General features: G+C 59.6%; 19 protein-coding genes. 9 read left to right on the top strand and 10 right to left on the bottom strand.

Annotated elements, in window-relative coordinates; genetic code table 11:
* Positions 1 to 216 precede the first annotated feature (216 nt).
* Positions 217 to 828 (top strand): helix-turn-helix transcriptional regulator, encoded by a 612-nt coding sequence (locus tag ACJ8HT_RS22565; protein WP_194571644.1) that lies wholly within the window; start codon positions 217 to 219, stop codon positions 826 to 828.
* 3 nt (positions 829 to 831) lie between these two features.
* Positions 832 to 1,578: a ferredoxin--NADP(+) reductase gene (gene fpr, locus ACJ8HT_RS22560; protein WP_197653445.1), complete on the top strand. Its 747-nt coding sequence runs from the start codon at positions 832 to 834 to the stop codon at positions 1,576 to 1,578.
* A gap of 11 nt (positions 1,579 to 1,589) precedes the next feature.
* Here the strand turns inward: fpr and ACJ8HT_RS22555 are convergent, their stop codons facing one another.
* The gene (locus ACJ8HT_RS22555; protein ID WP_016929710.1) at positions 1,590 to 2,009 is read right to left on the bottom strand and encodes a DUF805 domain-containing protein; all 420 of its coding nucleotides are present in this window, start codon (positions 2,007 to 2,009) and stop codon (positions 1,590 to 1,592) included.
* Positions 2,010 to 2,208: 199 nt separating this feature from the next.
* Between ACJ8HT_RS22555 and ACJ8HT_RS22550 the strand changes: the two genes are divergently transcribed.
* On the top strand, positions 2,209 to 2,793 hold the full coding sequence (locus tag ACJ8HT_RS22550; RefSeq protein WP_047729614.1) for a DUF1454 family protein: 585 nt from the start codon (positions 2,209 to 2,211) through the stop codon (positions 2,791 to 2,793).
* A 128-nt stretch (positions 2,794 to 2,921) separates the two neighbouring features.
* A complete protein-coding gene (tpiA, locus tag ACJ8HT_RS22545) occupies positions 2,922 to 3,689 on the top strand; it encodes a triose-phosphate isomerase (RefSeq protein WP_004931113.1) in 768 nt (255 codons plus the stop codon).
* 65 nt (positions 3,690 to 3,754) lie between these two features.
* On the opposite strand, the gene ACJ8HT_RS22540 is transcribed toward tpiA, so the two are convergent.
* The 4 genes from ACJ8HT_RS22540 to cpxP all read right to left on the bottom strand — a co-directional run bounded on the left by ACJ8HT_RS22540 (position 3,755) and on the right by cpxP (position 7,639).
* On the bottom strand, positions 3,755 to 4,744 hold the full coding sequence (locus ACJ8HT_RS22540) for a sulfate ABC transporter substrate-binding protein (protein ID WP_038872640.1): 990 nt from the start codon (positions 4,742 to 4,744) through the stop codon (positions 3,755 to 3,757).
* Positions 4,745 to 4,930: 186 nt separating this feature from the next.
* Complete coding sequence (pfkA, locus tag ACJ8HT_RS22535) at positions 4,931 to 5,893, bottom strand: 6-phosphofructokinase (protein WP_004931116.1); 963 nt, start codon at positions 5,891 to 5,893, stop codon at positions 4,931 to 4,933.
* A 231-nt stretch (positions 5,894 to 6,124) separates the two neighbouring features.
* Positions 6,125 to 7,027 carry a CDF family cation-efflux transporter FieF gene (gene fieF / locus ACJ8HT_RS22530; protein WP_033654534.1) on the bottom strand — a complete coding sequence of 301 codons (903 nt, stop codon included), beginning with the start codon at positions 7,025 to 7,027 and terminating at the stop codon, positions 6,125 to 6,127.
* Between the two features lie 132 nt (positions 7,028 to 7,159).
* Positions 7,160 to 7,639 carry a cell-envelope stress modulator CpxP gene (gene cpxP, locus ACJ8HT_RS22525; RefSeq protein WP_004931122.1) on the bottom strand — a complete coding sequence of 160 codons (480 nt, stop codon included), beginning with the start codon at positions 7,637 to 7,639 and terminating at the stop codon, positions 7,160 to 7,162.
* 148 nt (positions 7,640 to 7,787) lie between these two features.
* Between cpxP and cpxR the strand changes: the two genes are divergently transcribed.
* The 5 genes from cpxR to ACJ8HT_RS22500 all read left to right on the top strand — a co-directional run bounded on the left by cpxR (position 7,788) and on the right by ACJ8HT_RS22500 (position 12,005).
* Positions 7,788 to 8,486, top strand: coding sequence for an envelope stress response regulator transcription factor CpxR (cpxR, locus tag ACJ8HT_RS22520; protein WP_004931124.1), 699 nt, complete (start codon positions 7,788 to 7,790; stop codon positions 8,484 to 8,486).
* The gene (cpxA, locus tag ACJ8HT_RS22515; RefSeq protein WP_194572558.1) at positions 8,483 to 9,877 is read left to right on the top strand and encodes an envelope stress sensor histidine kinase CpxA; all 1,395 of its coding nucleotides are present in this window, start codon (positions 8,483 to 8,485) and stop codon (positions 9,875 to 9,877) included. The genes cpxR and cpxA overlap by 4 nt, the downstream gene beginning before the upstream one ends.
* A gap of 43 nt (positions 9,878 to 9,920) precedes the next feature.
* Positions 9,921 to 10,394, top strand: coding sequence for a tRNA (uridine(34)/cytosine(34)/5-carboxymethylaminomethyluridine(34)-2'-O)-methyltransferase TrmL (gene trmL / locus ACJ8HT_RS22510; protein WP_004931130.1), 474 nt, complete (start codon positions 9,921 to 9,923; stop codon positions 10,392 to 10,394).
* A gap of 61 nt (positions 10,395 to 10,455) precedes the next feature.
* Positions 10,456 to 11,229 carry a CHAD domain-containing protein gene (locus tag ACJ8HT_RS22505; protein WP_197653444.1) on the top strand — a complete coding sequence of 258 codons (774 nt, stop codon included), beginning with the start codon at positions 10,456 to 10,458 and terminating at the stop codon, positions 11,227 to 11,229.
* 104 nt (positions 11,230 to 11,333) lie between these two features.
* Positions 11,334 to 12,005, top strand: coding sequence for a DUF3313 domain-containing protein (locus ACJ8HT_RS22500; RefSeq protein ID WP_038872629.1), 672 nt, complete (start codon positions 11,334 to 11,336; stop codon positions 12,003 to 12,005).
* Between the two features lie 61 nt (positions 12,006 to 12,066).
* Here the strand turns inward: ACJ8HT_RS22500 and cysE are convergent, their stop codons facing one another.
* From cysE to ACJ8HT_RS22475, 5 genes are all read right to left on the bottom strand, one after another.
* Positions 12,067 to 12,888, bottom strand: a complete 822-nt coding sequence (gene cysE / locus ACJ8HT_RS22495) for a serine O-acetyltransferase (RefSeq protein WP_004931135.1) — start codon at positions 12,886 to 12,888, stop codon at positions 12,067 to 12,069.
* A 103-nt stretch (positions 12,889 to 12,991) separates the two neighbouring features.
* Positions 12,992 to 14,011, bottom strand: coding sequence for an NAD(P)H-dependent glycerol-3-phosphate dehydrogenase (gene gpsA / locus ACJ8HT_RS22490; RefSeq protein ID WP_197653443.1), 1,020 nt, complete (start codon positions 14,009 to 14,011; stop codon positions 12,992 to 12,994).
* On the bottom strand, positions 14,011 to 14,481 hold the full coding sequence (gene secB, locus ACJ8HT_RS22485) for a protein-export chaperone SecB (protein WP_025304678.1): 471 nt from the start codon (positions 14,479 to 14,481) through the stop codon (positions 14,011 to 14,013). The genes gpsA and secB overlap by 1 nt, the downstream gene beginning before the upstream one ends.
* A gap of 57 nt (positions 14,482 to 14,538) precedes the next feature.
* Positions 14,539 to 14,787 carry a glutaredoxin 3 gene (grxC, locus tag ACJ8HT_RS22480; RefSeq protein WP_004931142.1) on the bottom strand — a complete coding sequence of 83 codons (249 nt, stop codon included), beginning with the start codon at positions 14,785 to 14,787 and terminating at the stop codon, positions 14,539 to 14,541.
* Between the two features lie 28 nt (positions 14,788 to 14,815).
* Entirely contained in the window at positions 14,816 to 15,250 is a 435-nt protein-coding gene (locus tag ACJ8HT_RS22475; RefSeq protein ID WP_038872623.1) for a rhodanese-like domain-containing protein, read from the bottom strand.
* Between the last annotated feature and the right edge of the window lie 297 nt (positions 15,251 to 15,547).

Here is a 15,547-nt window from a genome sequence, read left to right as displayed (position 1 = left end):
CGGCATAAACTAATCAAATCTGATTTTTTTAGCGAGTTTCAGGCAGATATTGATCCAGGTCACACTGGCAGCAAACCCGACCAGGCTCGTAAATTAAACTGTACGTCTAACGCTTTCGAGTTAAAAATAGCGCCCTTGCAGTAGCCGCGCTTTAGCATTTAATCGATAATTCTTTTCATCAACTTGAAATAAAATAACACCATAGGGATTTGGTTCATGAAAACACCTGAGCTGATTTTATTGCAGTTAAAGGCTCTCGGCCCGCACTCGGCCAAAATGCTGGCGGAGCGTCTGGACATTACGCCGATGGGCATCCGACAACATCTGCAATCCCTGGAAAAACGTGAGTTGGTTTGTTACGAAGAAGCGCGCAGCAAGGTCGGCCGCCCGACGCGCTACTGGTCGCTGACCGAGCGAGGGCACGCCTTTGCCGCCGCCGATCAGGAGCGGCTGCGGGCATCCGCGCTGCAGCTGTTTGGCGGCGCCGGGGTGGAACCGTTGCTCAGCGCGCGCGAAGAGCAGCTTTATCTGCGTTATGCCGAAGAGCTGTCCGCCGAGCGCAGCCATCAGGACCGGTTAGCCCGCCTGGTGCGTCTGCGGCAACACGACGGTTATATGGCCGAATTGCTCGACCACCCGCACGGCGCGCTGTTGGTGGAAAACCACTGCCCGATCGGCGTGGCCGGTTCCAGCTGCAGCAGCCTGTGCAATTCTGAGCTGCAGCTGTTTCACCGCCTGTTCGGCAGCGACTACCGGGTAGAGCGCACCGCGCACGCCATTTCCGGCTCACGACATTGTGCTTATTTGATTCGACCACGGGAGCTTTAGAGTATGGCTGGATGGGTAAACGGCAAGGTTACGCAGGTAAAACAATGGACCGACGGGCTGTTCAGCCTGGTGGTCAATGCCCCCATCGATCCTTTCACCGCCGGGCAATTTGCCAAGCTGGCGCTGGAGATCGACGGCGAACGGGTGCAACGCGCCTACTCCTACGTCAATGCCCCCGACGATGCCAATCTGGAGTTCTATCTGGTCACCGTGCCGGAAGGCAAACTGAGCCCACGCCTCAGTCAGCTGCAGCCGGGCTCGGACGTGATGGTAACCAAAGAAGCGGCCGGCTTCTTCGTGCTGGACGAGGTGCCCGACTGCGATACGCTGTGGATGCTGGCGACCGGCACCGCCATCGGCCCCTATTTATCGATTCTGCAGCAGGGTGCCGGCCTGGAGCGCTTCAACAACCTGGTGCTGGTGCACGCCGCACGCTTTGCGCGTGACCTGAGCTACCTGCCGCTGATGCAGCAACTGCAGCAACGCTACAACGGCAAGCTGCGCATCCAGACCGTCGTCAGCCGCGAAGAGGCACCCGGCTCATTGACCGGCCGCGTGCCGGCGCTGATCGAGGACGGCCGGCTGGAAGCGGCGATCGGTTTGAGCATCGACGCCGAAACCAGCCACGTGATGCTGTGCGGCAACCCGCAAATGGTGCGGGACACCCAGCAAACGCTGAAAGACCACCGCCAGATGCGCAAGCACCTGCGCCGCAAGCCGGGCCACATCACCAGCGAACACTACTGGTAACCCGGCGAGGGTCAGCGGAACTTCACCGGTTCGGCTTCCGGGCCGAACCGGTTATCTCCCGGCGTGCCGACGAAGGCGCCCAGATCGATCATCATCATCACGATAATCAGCGTCGGAATGAAGCGCCCGACGCCCCATTGCCAGATCGGCGCCAGCATCTGCCAGTTCCCCGCTGCCAACATCCACGCCAGGATCAGCAACAGCGCCCACCAGCCGGCCTTGTTGCGATCATGCAGGCGCTTGACCAGCACCGCCGCCGTTGGCCACAACAACGCCACGATAAAGAAGGCGATGGATTGGATGGCGATCAGCTGATAATTGGCCAGTGTAAACGCCGCCGCCATCAGCACTAACCACAGCCCCATCCAAATCCAGAAGTCGCGCCGCCCGATGCGGCCCTTAAAAGAAAAACACCACTGTTGTAACGTCATCGATTCCTGCGCTCTAAGCCTGCCCATATTCTGCGCCGCAGTGTAACATAGGCGCTGCCGGGCCGAGTTTTCCGCCTCGCATAACGCGGTGCGCCGCACAGCTTTCTCGTCAGCGAACCGATAATGGCGTGGGATCTTTGACAAGCCCCGCGGGTTATCGCTTTAATCGGAGCCATCTTTGTCCTTGATGCCATACGCCATGCTGAGAAAAACCCTCGTCATCGCCTGCCTGCTGCAGGTGGCCGCCAGCGCCTGGGCCGATCCGCCGCCCGCCGATGCGACACCCGCCGCACCTTACCTGCTGGCCGGGGCACCGACGTTCGATCTGACGGTGGTCAAATTCCGCGAAAAATACAACCGCGATAACCCGAAGCTGCCGATTGGCGAATTCCGCGCCATTCCCGCCGCCGAAGACGATTCGCCGCTGCTGACGCGCGCCGCCAGCAAACTCAACGAAAACCTGTACGCCTCCACCGCGCTGGAGAAAGGTACCGGTAAAATCAAAACGTTGCAGATCACTCACCTGCCGCTGCAGCAGGCCAATGAAGAAAAAGCCGCGCGCGCCATCGCCATCAGCTATATGGCGGCGCTGATGCGCCAGTTCGAACCGGCGTTGACGGTGGAACAGAGCCAGAACAAGGTGAACAGCCTGCTGGAAAAAGGCAAAGGGTCGCGCTTTTACCAACAGCAGGTCGGCGCCATTCGCTATGTCGTCTCGGACAACGGCGATAAAGGGGTAACCTTCGCGGTTGAACCGATTAAGCTGGCGCTTTCCGAGCCGTAACGGCGCGGCATTTAATGACGAAAAGCAAAGCCTTCGCGCTTAATGATCTCTATACTGTTGGGCAGGTAAACTGCCGGTCCGGCAGTTGTCATTTCGACTCTCGCGTTTTCTAGTTGGAGGAAAAAAACATGCGTCATCCATTAGTTATGGGTAACTGGAAGCTTAACGGCAGCACCCACATGGTCAACGAACTGATCGCCGGCCTGCGCAATGAGCTGAGCAGCGTTGACGGCTGTGGCGTCGCCATCGCCCCGCCGGTGATGTATCTGGATCAGGCCAAGCACGCGCTGGCCGGCAGCCGCATCGCGCTGGGCGCGCAGAACGTGGACGTTAACCTGTCCGGCGCTTTCACCGGTGAAGTTTCCGCCAACATGCTGAAAGACGTCGGCGCCCAGTACATCATCATCGGCCACTCCGAGCGTCGCACCTACCACAAAGAAAGCGACGAAGTCATCGCCGAGAAATTCGCCGTGCTGAAAGAAGCCGGCCTGATCCCGGTGCTGTGCATCGGTGAAACCGAAGCGGAAAACGCTGCGGGCAAAACTGAAGAAGTGTGCGCGCGCCAGATCGACGCCGTGCTGAAAACGCTGGGCGCACCGGCGATGAAAGGCACCGTGATCGCCTATGAGCCGGTCTGGGCCATCGGTACCGGCAAGTCCGCTACCCCTGCGCAGGCGCAGGCCGTGCACAAATTTATCCGTGACCACATCGCCAAACACGATGCCGCGGTTGCCGCTGAAATCATCATCCAGTACGGCGGCTCGGTGAACGACAAGAACGCCGCAGAGCTGTTCTCTCAGCCGGACATCGACGGCGCGCTGGTTGGCGGCGCCTCGCTGAAAGCCGACGCTTTCGCCGTGATCGTCAAAGCCGCTGCCGCAGCGAAAAAAGCCTGATTACCTTAGGCTTGCCATAAAAAAACCCCGGCTTGCCGGGGTTTTTTATTGCCGCTCAGCCGGCATCAGCGTTTGCTGATCTCATCGAACACGCCGCCGGTGGCGAAATGCACCTTCTGCGCTTCGGTCCAGCCGCCGAAGGTGTCATCCACGGTGAACAGCTTCAGCTGCGGGAACTGCCCGGCAAACTTGGCCGCCACCGCCGCATCGCGCGGACGGTAATAGTGCTGTGCCGCGATGGTCTGCCCTTCCGGCGAATACAGATACTTCAGGTAGGCGGTCGCCACATCGCGGGTACCGCGTTTATCGACCACCTTATCCACCACCGACACCGTCGGTTCGGCCAGGATCGATTCACTCGGGGTGATAATCTCGAACTTGTCTTTACCGAGCTCTTTCTCCGCCAGCAGCGCTTCGTTTTCCCAGGCGATCAGCACGTCGCCGATGCCGCGCTCAACGAAGGTGTTGGTCGAGCCGCGCGCGCCGGAATCCAGCACTTCGACGTTCTTGTACAGGTTTTTGACGAACTCCTGCGCCTTGGCCTTATCGTTGTTGTTGTGGTGCAACGCGTAGCCCCAGGCGGCCAGGTAGTTCCAGCGGGCACCGCCGGAGGTTTTCGGGTTCGGGGTGATCACCGACACGCCCGGCTTGAGCAAATCGGGCCAGTCGTGAATTTGTTTCGGGTTGCCTTTACGCACCAGGAAGACGATGGTCGAGGTGTAAGGCGCCGAGTTGTCCGGCAGGCGTTTGATCCAGTCTTTCTCGATGCGCCCGCGTTCGGCGATGGCGTCGACGTCATAGGCCAACGCCAGCGTCACCACGTCGGCCTCGATGCCGTTAATCACCGAGGTCGCCTGTTTGCCGGAGCCGCCGTGCGACTGGCGCACCGTCACCTTGTCGCCGGTTTCCGCCTGATAGTGCTTGCTGAATGCCGTGTTGTAAGCCTGATAGAACTCACGCGTCGGATCGTAGGACACGTTCAGCAATTGAATATCCTTCGCCATGGCGCCGGACGCCAACAGCACCAATGTCAGACCTACACCCCATTTACGCATCGACAGGCTCTCCCAGAAAATTAAGCGCAACCTCAATCGGTTGATTTAGCATCAGAGCCTGCCAGAAACTTTCCCGGCAATTAAAGAATAAAAAATTTTGGGATAGATGATTCCGGAATATATCGCCGACGGGCATAAAAAAGCCCCCGCGAGCGGAGGCTTTTCTGTCGTGCGGTGAGCGGCTTATCAGTACAGTTTTTTCGCCGTTTCCAGCCAGTCGCCCTTGAACGGACGCTTCATGTTTTCGATCGCGTCGATGATGTCGTGGTGCACCATTTTTTCGTTCTGGATACCGACGCAGCGGCCGCCGTAGCCCTGCAGCAGCAGCTCAATGGCGTAGGCGCCCATGCGCGAGGCCAGGATGCGGTCGTAGGCAACCGGCGAACCGCCGCGCTGAATGTGGCCCAGCACGGTGGCGCGGGTTTCACGCTTGGTTTCCTGCTCGATGTGGCGCGCCAGCTCATCGATGTCGCAGATGTGCTCGGTGATCGCCACGATGGCGTGTTTTTTACCCTTGGCGATACCGGCCTTGATTTCGCACACCAGATCTTCGCGGTTGAATTCGATTTCAGGCAGCACGATGAATTCGCAGCCGCCGGCAATCGCCGCCGCCAGCGTCAGATCGCCGCAGTAACGGCCCATCACTTCCACGATGGAGATACGCTGATGCGAAGAGGAGGTATCGCGCAGGCGGTCGATCGCTTCCACCACGGTTTCCAGCGCGGTGAAGTAACCGATGGTGTAGTCGGTGCCGGCAACGTCGTTATCGATGGTGCCCGGCAGGCCGATGCACGGGAAGCCTTCTTCCGTCAGGCGTTTGGCGCCCATGTAGGAACCGTCGCCGCCGATCACCACCAGCGCGTCGATGCCGCGATTCTTCAGGTTTTCAATCGCCTTGGCGCGCACGTTTTCATCCCTGAACTCCGGGAAGCGGGCCGAGCCAAGGAAGGTGCCGCCGCGGTTGATCATGTCGGACACGCTATAGCGGTCCAACTGCTCCATGCGATCTTCGTACAAGCCAAGGTAGCCATCGTAAATACCAAAAACTTCCAGACCTTCTGAAAGCGCAGAACGCACAACGCCGCGGATGGCAGCGTTCATACCCGGCGAATCACCGCCGCTCGTCAGTACACCGATTTTCTTGATCATGACTACCTCTGAACTGTGTAGATGCAATTTCTTAAGAATTCTGTCTCCGCCGATCGTCTTGAAACCTCTCCGGCTGCAGAAAACCAGCTTTACGGCTTATTGCTGGATATTATATCAAAAACACCCAGCTGAATTGATTCAAGTCACGCAATATAACGGTAAAAACACCGCATGGCACGCTGAGCTAACTCAGATATTCATGATAATACTTCGATCTATGCCTCTATCTGATTATAGCTCCCAATGCCCCTGCCTACCCGGTGGCACCACGGAGCACGGATCCAGGTGAATGATGACGTCCGCCCCCGCAAAACGGTGCCGCAACGCCTGTTCCACCTGATCGGCCAACCGATGCGCCTCACGCAGCGGCAGCGTGTCTTCCATCTCCAGATGCAGCTGGATGAAACGCGTCGGCCCCGACTGCCGCGTGCGCAGATCGTGCGCGCCTTTCACCCCGGGCCAGGAGGAAACCACCTCGATAATCGCCTGGCGTTCGTCATCCGGCAACGCCCGATCCAGCAGCGACTGCACAGCTTCGTAGCCCATGCGCAGCGCGCTATACAGGATGTAAACGCCGATGCCCAGCGCGAACAGCGCGTCCGCCCGCTGGAAGCCGTACCAGCTTAGCCCAAGAGCGATAAGAATAGCACCATTCATCATGACATCTGACTGATAATGCAGCATATCTGCGCGCACCGCCTGGCTGCGGGTTTTTCTGACCACCCAACGTTGATAGGTGACCAGAATCAGGGTGCTGATCAACGCGATCACCGTCACGACGACCCCGACGCCGGGATCGCGCAGCGTTTGCGGCGCATACAAATGCTGGAAGCCGGTGAGGAACAGAAACAGGGCGGAGCCGGAAATAAACATGCTTTGCGCCAGCGCCGCCAGCGACTCCGCTTTGCCGTGGCCAAAGGTGTGCTCGGCATCGGCCGGCTGCAGCGAATAGCGCACCACCAGAAGGTTGGTCAGCGAGGCGGCAATATCGACCAGCGAATCCACCAGCGCCGCCAGCAGGCTGACCGAACCGGTGTGGTACCAGGCGACGATTTTGATCAACAGCAGCGACGACGCCAGCGCGGTAGCGGCCAACGCAGCGGACTTTACCAGGCGTGCATAGCGCTGTTCCATGAAGGGATCCCGGTCAAAAGGTGTGGCGCTCAATATAGCGAAATGTCGGATAAAAAAAACCCCGCCATCATGGCGGGGAAGACAGGGATGGTGTCTATGGCAAGGAAAAACAGGGGACTACTCAGTCGTACTTCACTTCTGGGCAGAAGCTTGCTGCAAACCAGAAATTTGTTGCTCCATCTGCTGCATACGCTGCTGATGTTTCTGGTCTAAAACACTTTTTTGCTCTGGCGTCAGCAGGTTATACATTTGGTTGCGCACCCGGGCCATTTCGACCTGGCGCTTGACCTGCTGTTGGGCCATCTTTTCCGCCTGGGCATACACGGCGGCTTCGTCAAATTTCTCTGCGGTCACCAGTTTATGCATGGCTTCCATTTCAGCTACATTGACACCAGGCAGATCGTGCCGGGCCTGGCGCATCAAATCGCGCATTTGCTGGCGCTGCTGTTCACTGAGGCTGACACCGTCGAACATATGGTGCTGGCCGGGTATTCGGGTCATCGCGTCATTGCCGGGAGGTTGGGCTGTGTCCGGTATAGTGTCGGCAGCGAAGGCAGCGGTCGAACCAATTGCCAGCAGTGATGCCATAACTAATGCGGTCACCTTACGCATTTCAACTCCTCAAGCTTTCTCACTTTGCGAATCAACGAGGAGCAGTGTACCGCTACACCTGAAAACCTGCGTCAGTGCATGTAAAACTACGTAAAGTCATGGAATGGCAACAGTTGATGACGTATTTTGCGTCTGGAGGTAAATCATAATGAACAAGATTCTGTTAGTTGACGACGACCGCGAGTTGACCTCGCTGTTAAAAGAACTGCTTGAAATGGAAGGTTTTAATATCGTCGTCGCGCACGATGGCGAGCAGGCGTTGTCGCTGCTGGACAGCTCCGTCGATCTGCTGCTGCTCGACATCATGATGCCGAAGAAAAACGGCATCGATACGCTGAAAGAACTGCGCCAACATCACCAGACGCCGGTCATCATGCTGACCGCGCGCGGCAGCGAACTGGACCGCGTGCTGGGTCTGGAGCTGGGTGCCGATGATTACCTGCCGAAACCCTTTAACGATCGCGAACTGGTCGCGCGCATTCGCGCCATTCTGCGCCGTTCCAACTGGAGCGAACAGCAGCAGCAGGTCGACAGCGGCGCCCCGACGCTGGATGTCGATGGCCTGCAGCTGAACCCCGGCCGCCAGGAGGCCAGCTTCGACGGCCAGGTACTGGATCTGACCGGCACCGAATTCACCCTGCTTTACCTGCTGGCGCAGCATCTCGGCCAGGTAGTGTCGCGCGAACTGCTGAGCCAGGAAGTGCTGGGCAAACGCCTGACCCCGTTCGATCGCGCCATCGACATGCACATTTCCAACCTGCGGCGTAAGCTGCCGGATCGCAAAGACGGGCATCCGTGGTTCAAAACCCTGCGCGGGCGGGGTTATTTGATGGTATCTGCAACATGATCAACAGTTTGACGGCACGCATCTTCGCCATTTTCTGGTTTACGTTAGCCCTGGTGCTAATGCTGGTGCTGATGGTGCCCAAGCTCGACTCCCGCCAAATGACCTCGCTGCTCGACAGCGAGCAGCGGCAGGGGTTGATGCTGGAACAGCACGTCGAGGCCGAGTTGCAAAACGATCCGGCCAACGATCTGATGTGGTGGCGCCGCCTGTTCCGCGCCATCGACAAATGGGCGCCGCCGGGCCAACGCCTGCTGCTGGTCACCAGCGAGGGCCGGGTGATCGGCGCGCAGCGCAATGAAATGCAGATCGTCCGCAACTTCATCGGCCAATCCGACAACTCGGATCATCCGAAGAAGAAAAAGTACGGCCGCGTTGAGCTGGTCGGGCCGTTCGCGGTACGCGACGGCGAAGACAACTATCAGCTGTACCTGATCCGCCCCGCCAACAGTCCGCAATCCGATTTCATCAACCTGATGTTCGACCGGCCGCTGCTGCTGCTGATCGTCACCATGCTGATCAGCGCCCCGCTGTTGCTGTGGCTGGCCTGGAGCCTGGCAAAACCGGCACGCAAGCTGAAGAACGCCGCCGATGACGTGGCGCGTGGCAACCTGAAGCAACATCCGGAACTGGAGGCCGGCCCGCAGGAGTTTCTGGCCACCGGCGCCAGCTTCAACCAGATGGTCAGCGCGCTGGAGCGCATGATGAACGCGCAGCAACGGCTGATCTCGGACATCTCGCACGAGCTGCGCACGCCGCTGACGCGCCTGCAGCTGGCCACCGCGCTGATGCGCCGCCGCCACGGCGAAGGCCACGAGCTGGCGCGCATCGAAACCGAAGCGCAGCGGCTGGATTCGATGATCAACGATCTGCTGGCGCTGTCGCGCGGCCAGCAAAAAGGCGAGCTGGCGCGCGAGCAGCTGAAGGCCAACGAGCTGTGGGCCGACGTGCTGGACAACGCCCGTTTCGAAGCGGAGCAGATGGGCAAACAGCTCGAGATCACTGCGCCGCCCGGCCCGTGGACGCTGTTCGGCAACGCGAGTGCGCTGGACAGCGCGTTGGAAAACATCGTGCGCAATGCCCTGCGTTATTCGCACACCCGCATCGCCGTAGCGTTCAGCGCCGACAACCAGGGCGTGACCATCCAGGTTGACGACGACGGCCCTGGCGTCAGCGCCGAAGATCGCGAGCAGATCTTCCGTCCGTTCTACCGCACCGATGAAGCGCGCGACCGCGAATCCGGCGGCACCGGCCTCGGCCTGGCGATCGTCGAAGCGGCGGTCAACCAGCATCGCGGCTGGGTGAAGGCCGAAGACAGCCCGCTTGGCGGCCTGCGGCTGGTGCTGTGGCTGCCGCTGCATCATCAACGTCTGTCGAATAAGACAGAACAGTAAGAGTTTGCTATCCTGCGCCCCTCGTTCACGAGGGGCCTGCAACATGCTGAACATCGTTTTATTTGAACCCGAAATTCCACCCAACACCGGCAATATCATCCGCCTGTGTGCCAATACCGGCTTTAACCTGCACCTGATCGAACCGCTGGGATTCCCGTGGGACGACAAGCGCCTGCGCCGCGCCGGGTTGGACTACCATGAGTTCACCCGCGTTAGCCGCCATGCCGATTACGCCGCCTTTCTCGCCGCCGAAAACCCACAGCGGCTGTTTGCCCTGACCACCAAAGGCACGCCGGCGCACAGCGCCGTCAGCTATCAGGCCGGCGACTACCTGCTGTTCGGCCCGGAAACGCGCGGGTTGCCCGCCGACATCCTCGATGCGCTGCCTGCGCAGCAAAAAATCCGCATCCCGATGCAGGCGCAAAGCCGCAGCATGAACCTGTCGAATGCCGTATCGGTGGTGGTGTATGAGGCCTGGCGGCAGCTGGACTATGCCGGTGCGCTGATCAAGGCGTAATCTGCGACCACGCGCCATACTGGAAGCATCATCGCTGCGATGTTCTCTCCAGGAACGGCACATGGCTTTCATCGAGGATATTGTCACCCAGCTTCGCCGCCTCGAGACGGCGCTGAACGAGGCGCTGCTGCGGTTGCAGCAGGCGCAAGACAGCGAAGCGCTGCACGACCTGCGCGTCTGTCTGCGCCGCATTCGCAGCCTGCTGCGCCCGCTGCGCGGCTGCCCCGGCGCAACGCGGCTCGATCGGGCTGCCGCCGAGTTAGGGCGGCTCACGACGCCGCTGCGCGATCTCGAGGTGCTGATCGCCGAACTGGCGCGCCATCGCCTCGATTGGCAGGCCAACGTGCGCCGGAGCGATCTTCAGGCTCGCTGCCGTCAACTGCTCACCCATCCGCAGCTCATCGACTTTCCCTCGCTGTTGCACGCCTGGCCGCGCCGCTTCCACCGCACCGCGCGACGCACCGCCAAATACCGCCTGAACCGACGCCTGCAGCGCCAGCAGCGGCAACTGTGCCGGGCATTGGCCGATACCGGCTACGATCGCCACCGTCTGCGGCTGCTGATAAAACGCCTGCGTTACGCCGCCGAAGCCTATCCGCAACGCCTCCCCCTCTCTGCCGAAGCGACGGCGGGCCTCAAAGCGGCGCAAAACGCCCTCGGCGACTGGCACGATCGGGAGGTCTGGTGCCTGCAGGCCGAGCACCAGGCAGATCTCTGGCCGTTGTTACCCCTATGGCAAGTTGAGCAACGCCAGGCGCTGGCCAGAGCGGATACCCGACTCGCCGCCTTATCACCGGCGCTGACGGCGAAAACCGGCGGCGCATCACGATCCTGAAAAAAGGCCGCGGCAAGGCACGCCCGGCCCCGAAAATGCCCGATGAGGCACAGATAATGCGCTATGTTTTGTAAGGGTAATTACCACTCATCTTAGGAAACCATATGAAGAAACAACGCTTGAGCGTTGCCATGGCGGTTCTGGCAGCGGGCCTGTTGCTGGCGGGCTGTTCGTCCAAAGTCACCCAAACGTCTCAATATTCGGGCTTCTTGTCCGATTACAGCAAACTGCAGGAAACCACCTCGCCAAGCGGCCATAAAACGCTGCGCTGGATAGATCCAAACTACAAGGAATCCAACTACCGCGGCCTCTATTTCCAACCGGTGGTCTATTTCCCGGCGGAAAAACCGACCACGCGCGTCAGCCAGGACACCCTGAACAAAATCAAGGCGTATGCGACCCAGCGGATTAAAGCCGCGCTGCAGAACCGCTTCACCATTCTGCCCAGCCCGGCAGGCTCACGCGTGTTGGTAGCCAAACTCGCCATCACCGCCGTTTCCGCCGAAAACGAAGACATGAAGTTCTATGAGGTGGTCCCGGTCGCGGCGGTCGTTGCCAGCACCATGGCGGCTACCGGACACCGGACGCAAAATACCGCGCTGTATATCGAAGGCGAGCTGATCGACCAGGATACCGGTAAAACGGTGATGGAAGTGGTACGCAAGGCTTACGGCAAAACCGTCAACAACGACAGCACGCCGGTCACGGCGGATGACGTCAAGGCGGCGATCGACGACATCGTTACCGACATCACCAACTTCCCAAAACAGGGCTGACCGCCGCCTGAAAAACACAGGGGGAGCCGAAGCTCCCCCTGAATGGCTGCACAGACGGCACTCAAATGCCGTCGCCGTACTCAAAGCCGTGATTGGTGCCGTTGAAGTATTGATCCATATCCATCGACGGCGTATCGCTCTCCGGACGCCCGACGATGCGCGCCGGCACGCCGGCGGCGGTGGTGTGTGGCGGTATCGCCTGCAAGACCACCGAGCCCGCGCCGATTTTCGCGCCCTTGCCCACTTCGATATTGCCGAGAATTTTGGCACCGGCGCCAATCATCACCCCTTCGCGAATTTTCGGGTGACGGTCGCCGCTGGTTTTACCGGTACCGCCCAGGGTGACCGACTGCAGGATAGAGACGTTATTCTCCACCACCGCCGTTTCACCGATCACGATGCCGGTGGCGTGGTCGAGCATGATGCCGCAGCCGATGGTCGCCGCCGGGTGGATGTCCACGCCGAAGGCGACGGAAATTTGATTTTGCAGGTAGATAGCCAGCGCTTGCCGCCCTTGCTGCCACAGCCAGTGACCGATACGGTAAGCCTGCAGCGCATGGAACCCTTTCAGGTAAAGCAGCGGCGTGGAGTATTTATCAACCGCCGGGTCGCGCAGCCGCACCGCGAGGATATCGCGCGCCGCCGAAACGATCATCTGGTTGTCGGACTTGTAGGCCTCTTCCACCACCTCGCGCACCGCGATGGCGGGCATGATCGGCGTTGCCAGCTTGTTGGCCAGCATATAGCTGAGCGCGCTGCCCAGGTTCTCGTGCTTGAGCAACGTCGCATGGAAAAAGCTGGCCAGCATCGGTTCACAATCAGCCAGTGCTCGCGCTTCTGATTTAATGCTGTTCCAGACCTGTTCCAACTCTTCTGACGACATCACATTCCCCTCTGCCTTGCCAAACGGGCCGCTTCACACGGTAGCGCGAAGCGGCCCAGGTCATTTGCGGGGTCAGCACGCTGCCCCGGCATATCATTTTATGTCACGCGCTGGGTTTTTCGTCCTTTCGGGCTCGCCCCAGCAGGCTCAGCGCCGCTTCGCGAGCGTCTTTATGGCAGTAAAGCACCTGATAAATCTGTTCGGTGATCGGCATTTCCACGCCGTGCCGCTGCGCCAGCGCCAACACCTCTTTGGTATTGCGATAGCCCTCAACCACCTGGCCGATGCTGTCCTGCGCTTCCTGTACGCCTTTGCCCTGCCCCAGCATAATGCCGAAGCGGCGGTTGCGCGATTGGTTATCCGTGCAGGTTAGCACCAGATCCCCCAGCCCCGCCATGCCCATGAACGTCGAAGGATCGGCGCCCAGTGCAGAACCCAGACGGCTCATTTCCGCCAGCCCGCGTGTAATCAACGCGGTGCGGGCGTTAGCGCCGAAACCGATGCCGTCGGACATGCCGGCGCCGATGGCGATCACGTTCTTCACCGCGCCGCCAAGCTGCACGCCGATGAAGTCGGGATTGCTGTAGACGCGGAAGCTCTTGCCGCAGTGCAGCAGCTGTTGCAGATCGTCGGCGAACTGCGCATCGGTCGCCGCCAGCGCGATCGCCGTCGGCAAACCGGCGGCCAGCTCTTTGGCGAACGTCGGCCCGGAGAGCACCGCCAGCGGGATCGTCTCGCCCAACGCCTCACGCGCCACGTCCTGCAACAACCGGCCGGTTTCCGCTTCCAGCCCCTTGGTGGCCCACACGATGCGGGCATCCGGGCGCAGATGCGACTTCAGCTGGCGCAGCACGTCGCCGAACACGTGGCTCGGCACCACCACCAGCACGTCGCGGCTGGCCGCCAGCGCACGCGCCAAATCGGCTTCAAGCAGCAGGGTATCGGGGAAGGGAACGTCGGGCAGAAACGCCTGATTGCAGCGATCTTGCTGCAACGTTTGAATTTGCGCGGGGTTGTGCCCCCACAGCACCACGGAGTGGCCGTTACGCGCCAGCGTAATGGCCAATGCGGTGCCGTACGAGCCGGCACCGATGACAGTCATTGAAGCATTGACGGTGTTCATCAGGCATCCTGATGTGGTGCGGCACCTTCGCCTTCCGCCTGCTGCTGCAGATAGTTCATGAACAGCGCGTCAAAGTTGACCGGTGCCAGGTTCAGCTGCGGGAATGTGCCGCGGGAAACCAGGCTGGTGATGCACTCGCGCGCATACGGGAACAGGATGTTCGGGCAGTATGCACCCAGGCAATGCGCCAGCTGCGTGCCTTCGATGCCTGCTACCGAGAAGATGCCCGCCTGTTGCACTTCGCACAGGAACGCAGTTTCTTCGCCCAGGCTCGCCGTCACGGTTACGCGCAGTACCACTTCATACACTTCGTCAGCCAGTTGGCTGGACGCGGTATCCAGATCAAGTTTAACTTCCGGCTGCCATTCCTGCTGGAAAACCTGCGGCGCGTTCGGCGCTTCGAAGGAGATGTCCTTGGTATAAATACGTTGGATCTGGAAAGCCATTTCGGTGCTGTTTTGTTCTGACATGTGAGTAATACCCTTGGTTAAACGTCCTTATTGATACTCGGTGAACCGGCAAGCTGCTTAAAGCAGCGGATCCAGGCCGCCGCGAGCATCGAGTTCATATAAATCATCGCAGCCGCCGATATGCCGGCCATCGATGAAAATCTGCGGCACCGTGGTGCGCCCGCTGCGCTCGATCATCACTTCGCGCTTGGCGTTATCGCCGTCGATGGCGATCTCGTTAAACGCCGCGCCCTTGCTGTTCAACAGCGCCTTGGCGCGATGGCAGAACGGACAGGTCGCTTTGGTGTAGATATCAATGTTAGCCATGGATTGCCACCTCAAATAGGTTAAACGGTTACTTACCGCGCACCAGCGGCAGGTTTTCTCCGCTCCAGCCGGAAATGCCGTCTTTCAGCATAGTTACCTTTTCAAAACCGGCCTTGCTCAGGTTCTCCGCCGGCTCGCGGGAGGCGGTGCCATTGGCGCACACGACGATGATCGGCTGCGCTTTGTGTTTTTCCAGCTCGCCCAGGCTGCCGTTTTTGATTTCGCTGGCGGTCAGGTTGATGGCGTTGGCCAGGTGACCACGGCGGAAATCGTCGCGGCTGCGGGTGTCGACCACCACGGCTTCTTCTTTGTTGATCAAGCGAATAGCTTCACCGCGGGCGATCTCTTTAACCTTGGAGAAACGGCTTTTGAAGGTCATGACGATCACGGCGACCAGCAGAGCGATCCAAGCCAGGCTCAGAATAGGGTGTCTGCTTACGAATGGCATAATTTCTTGCAGCATGGGGTGTAACAACTCCCGTCAGTTAAGGGATAAATAAGTCAAGGTTCCAGAGTATACCTGCCGAGTGCGGCAAATACAGCCAATAAGCAAGCGCGATTGTAGAAACTGCGGGCTGCGCTGAGAAATTCCCGACGTCAGAGCATAAAAGCCCGCGCGATTCGCCGCAACCTTGATCTCTTTGGGCTATTTATCGCCGCCGGCGGTGTAAAATCAGCCGGTTTTTCGAGGGTGAATAGCCATGCCTGCGGCGGATGCATGGCTATTCGCAGCTTAAAAAGTTCATAAGAGGTCAATGCA

Source organism: Serratia sp. CY44782, from assembly GCF_052168715.1.
GTDB classification, from domain to species: domain Bacteria; phylum Pseudomonadota; class Gammaproteobacteria; order Enterobacterales; family Enterobacteriaceae; genus Serratia; species Serratia nevei.
This window is presented reverse-complemented; position numbering and strand designations above follow the sequence as displayed.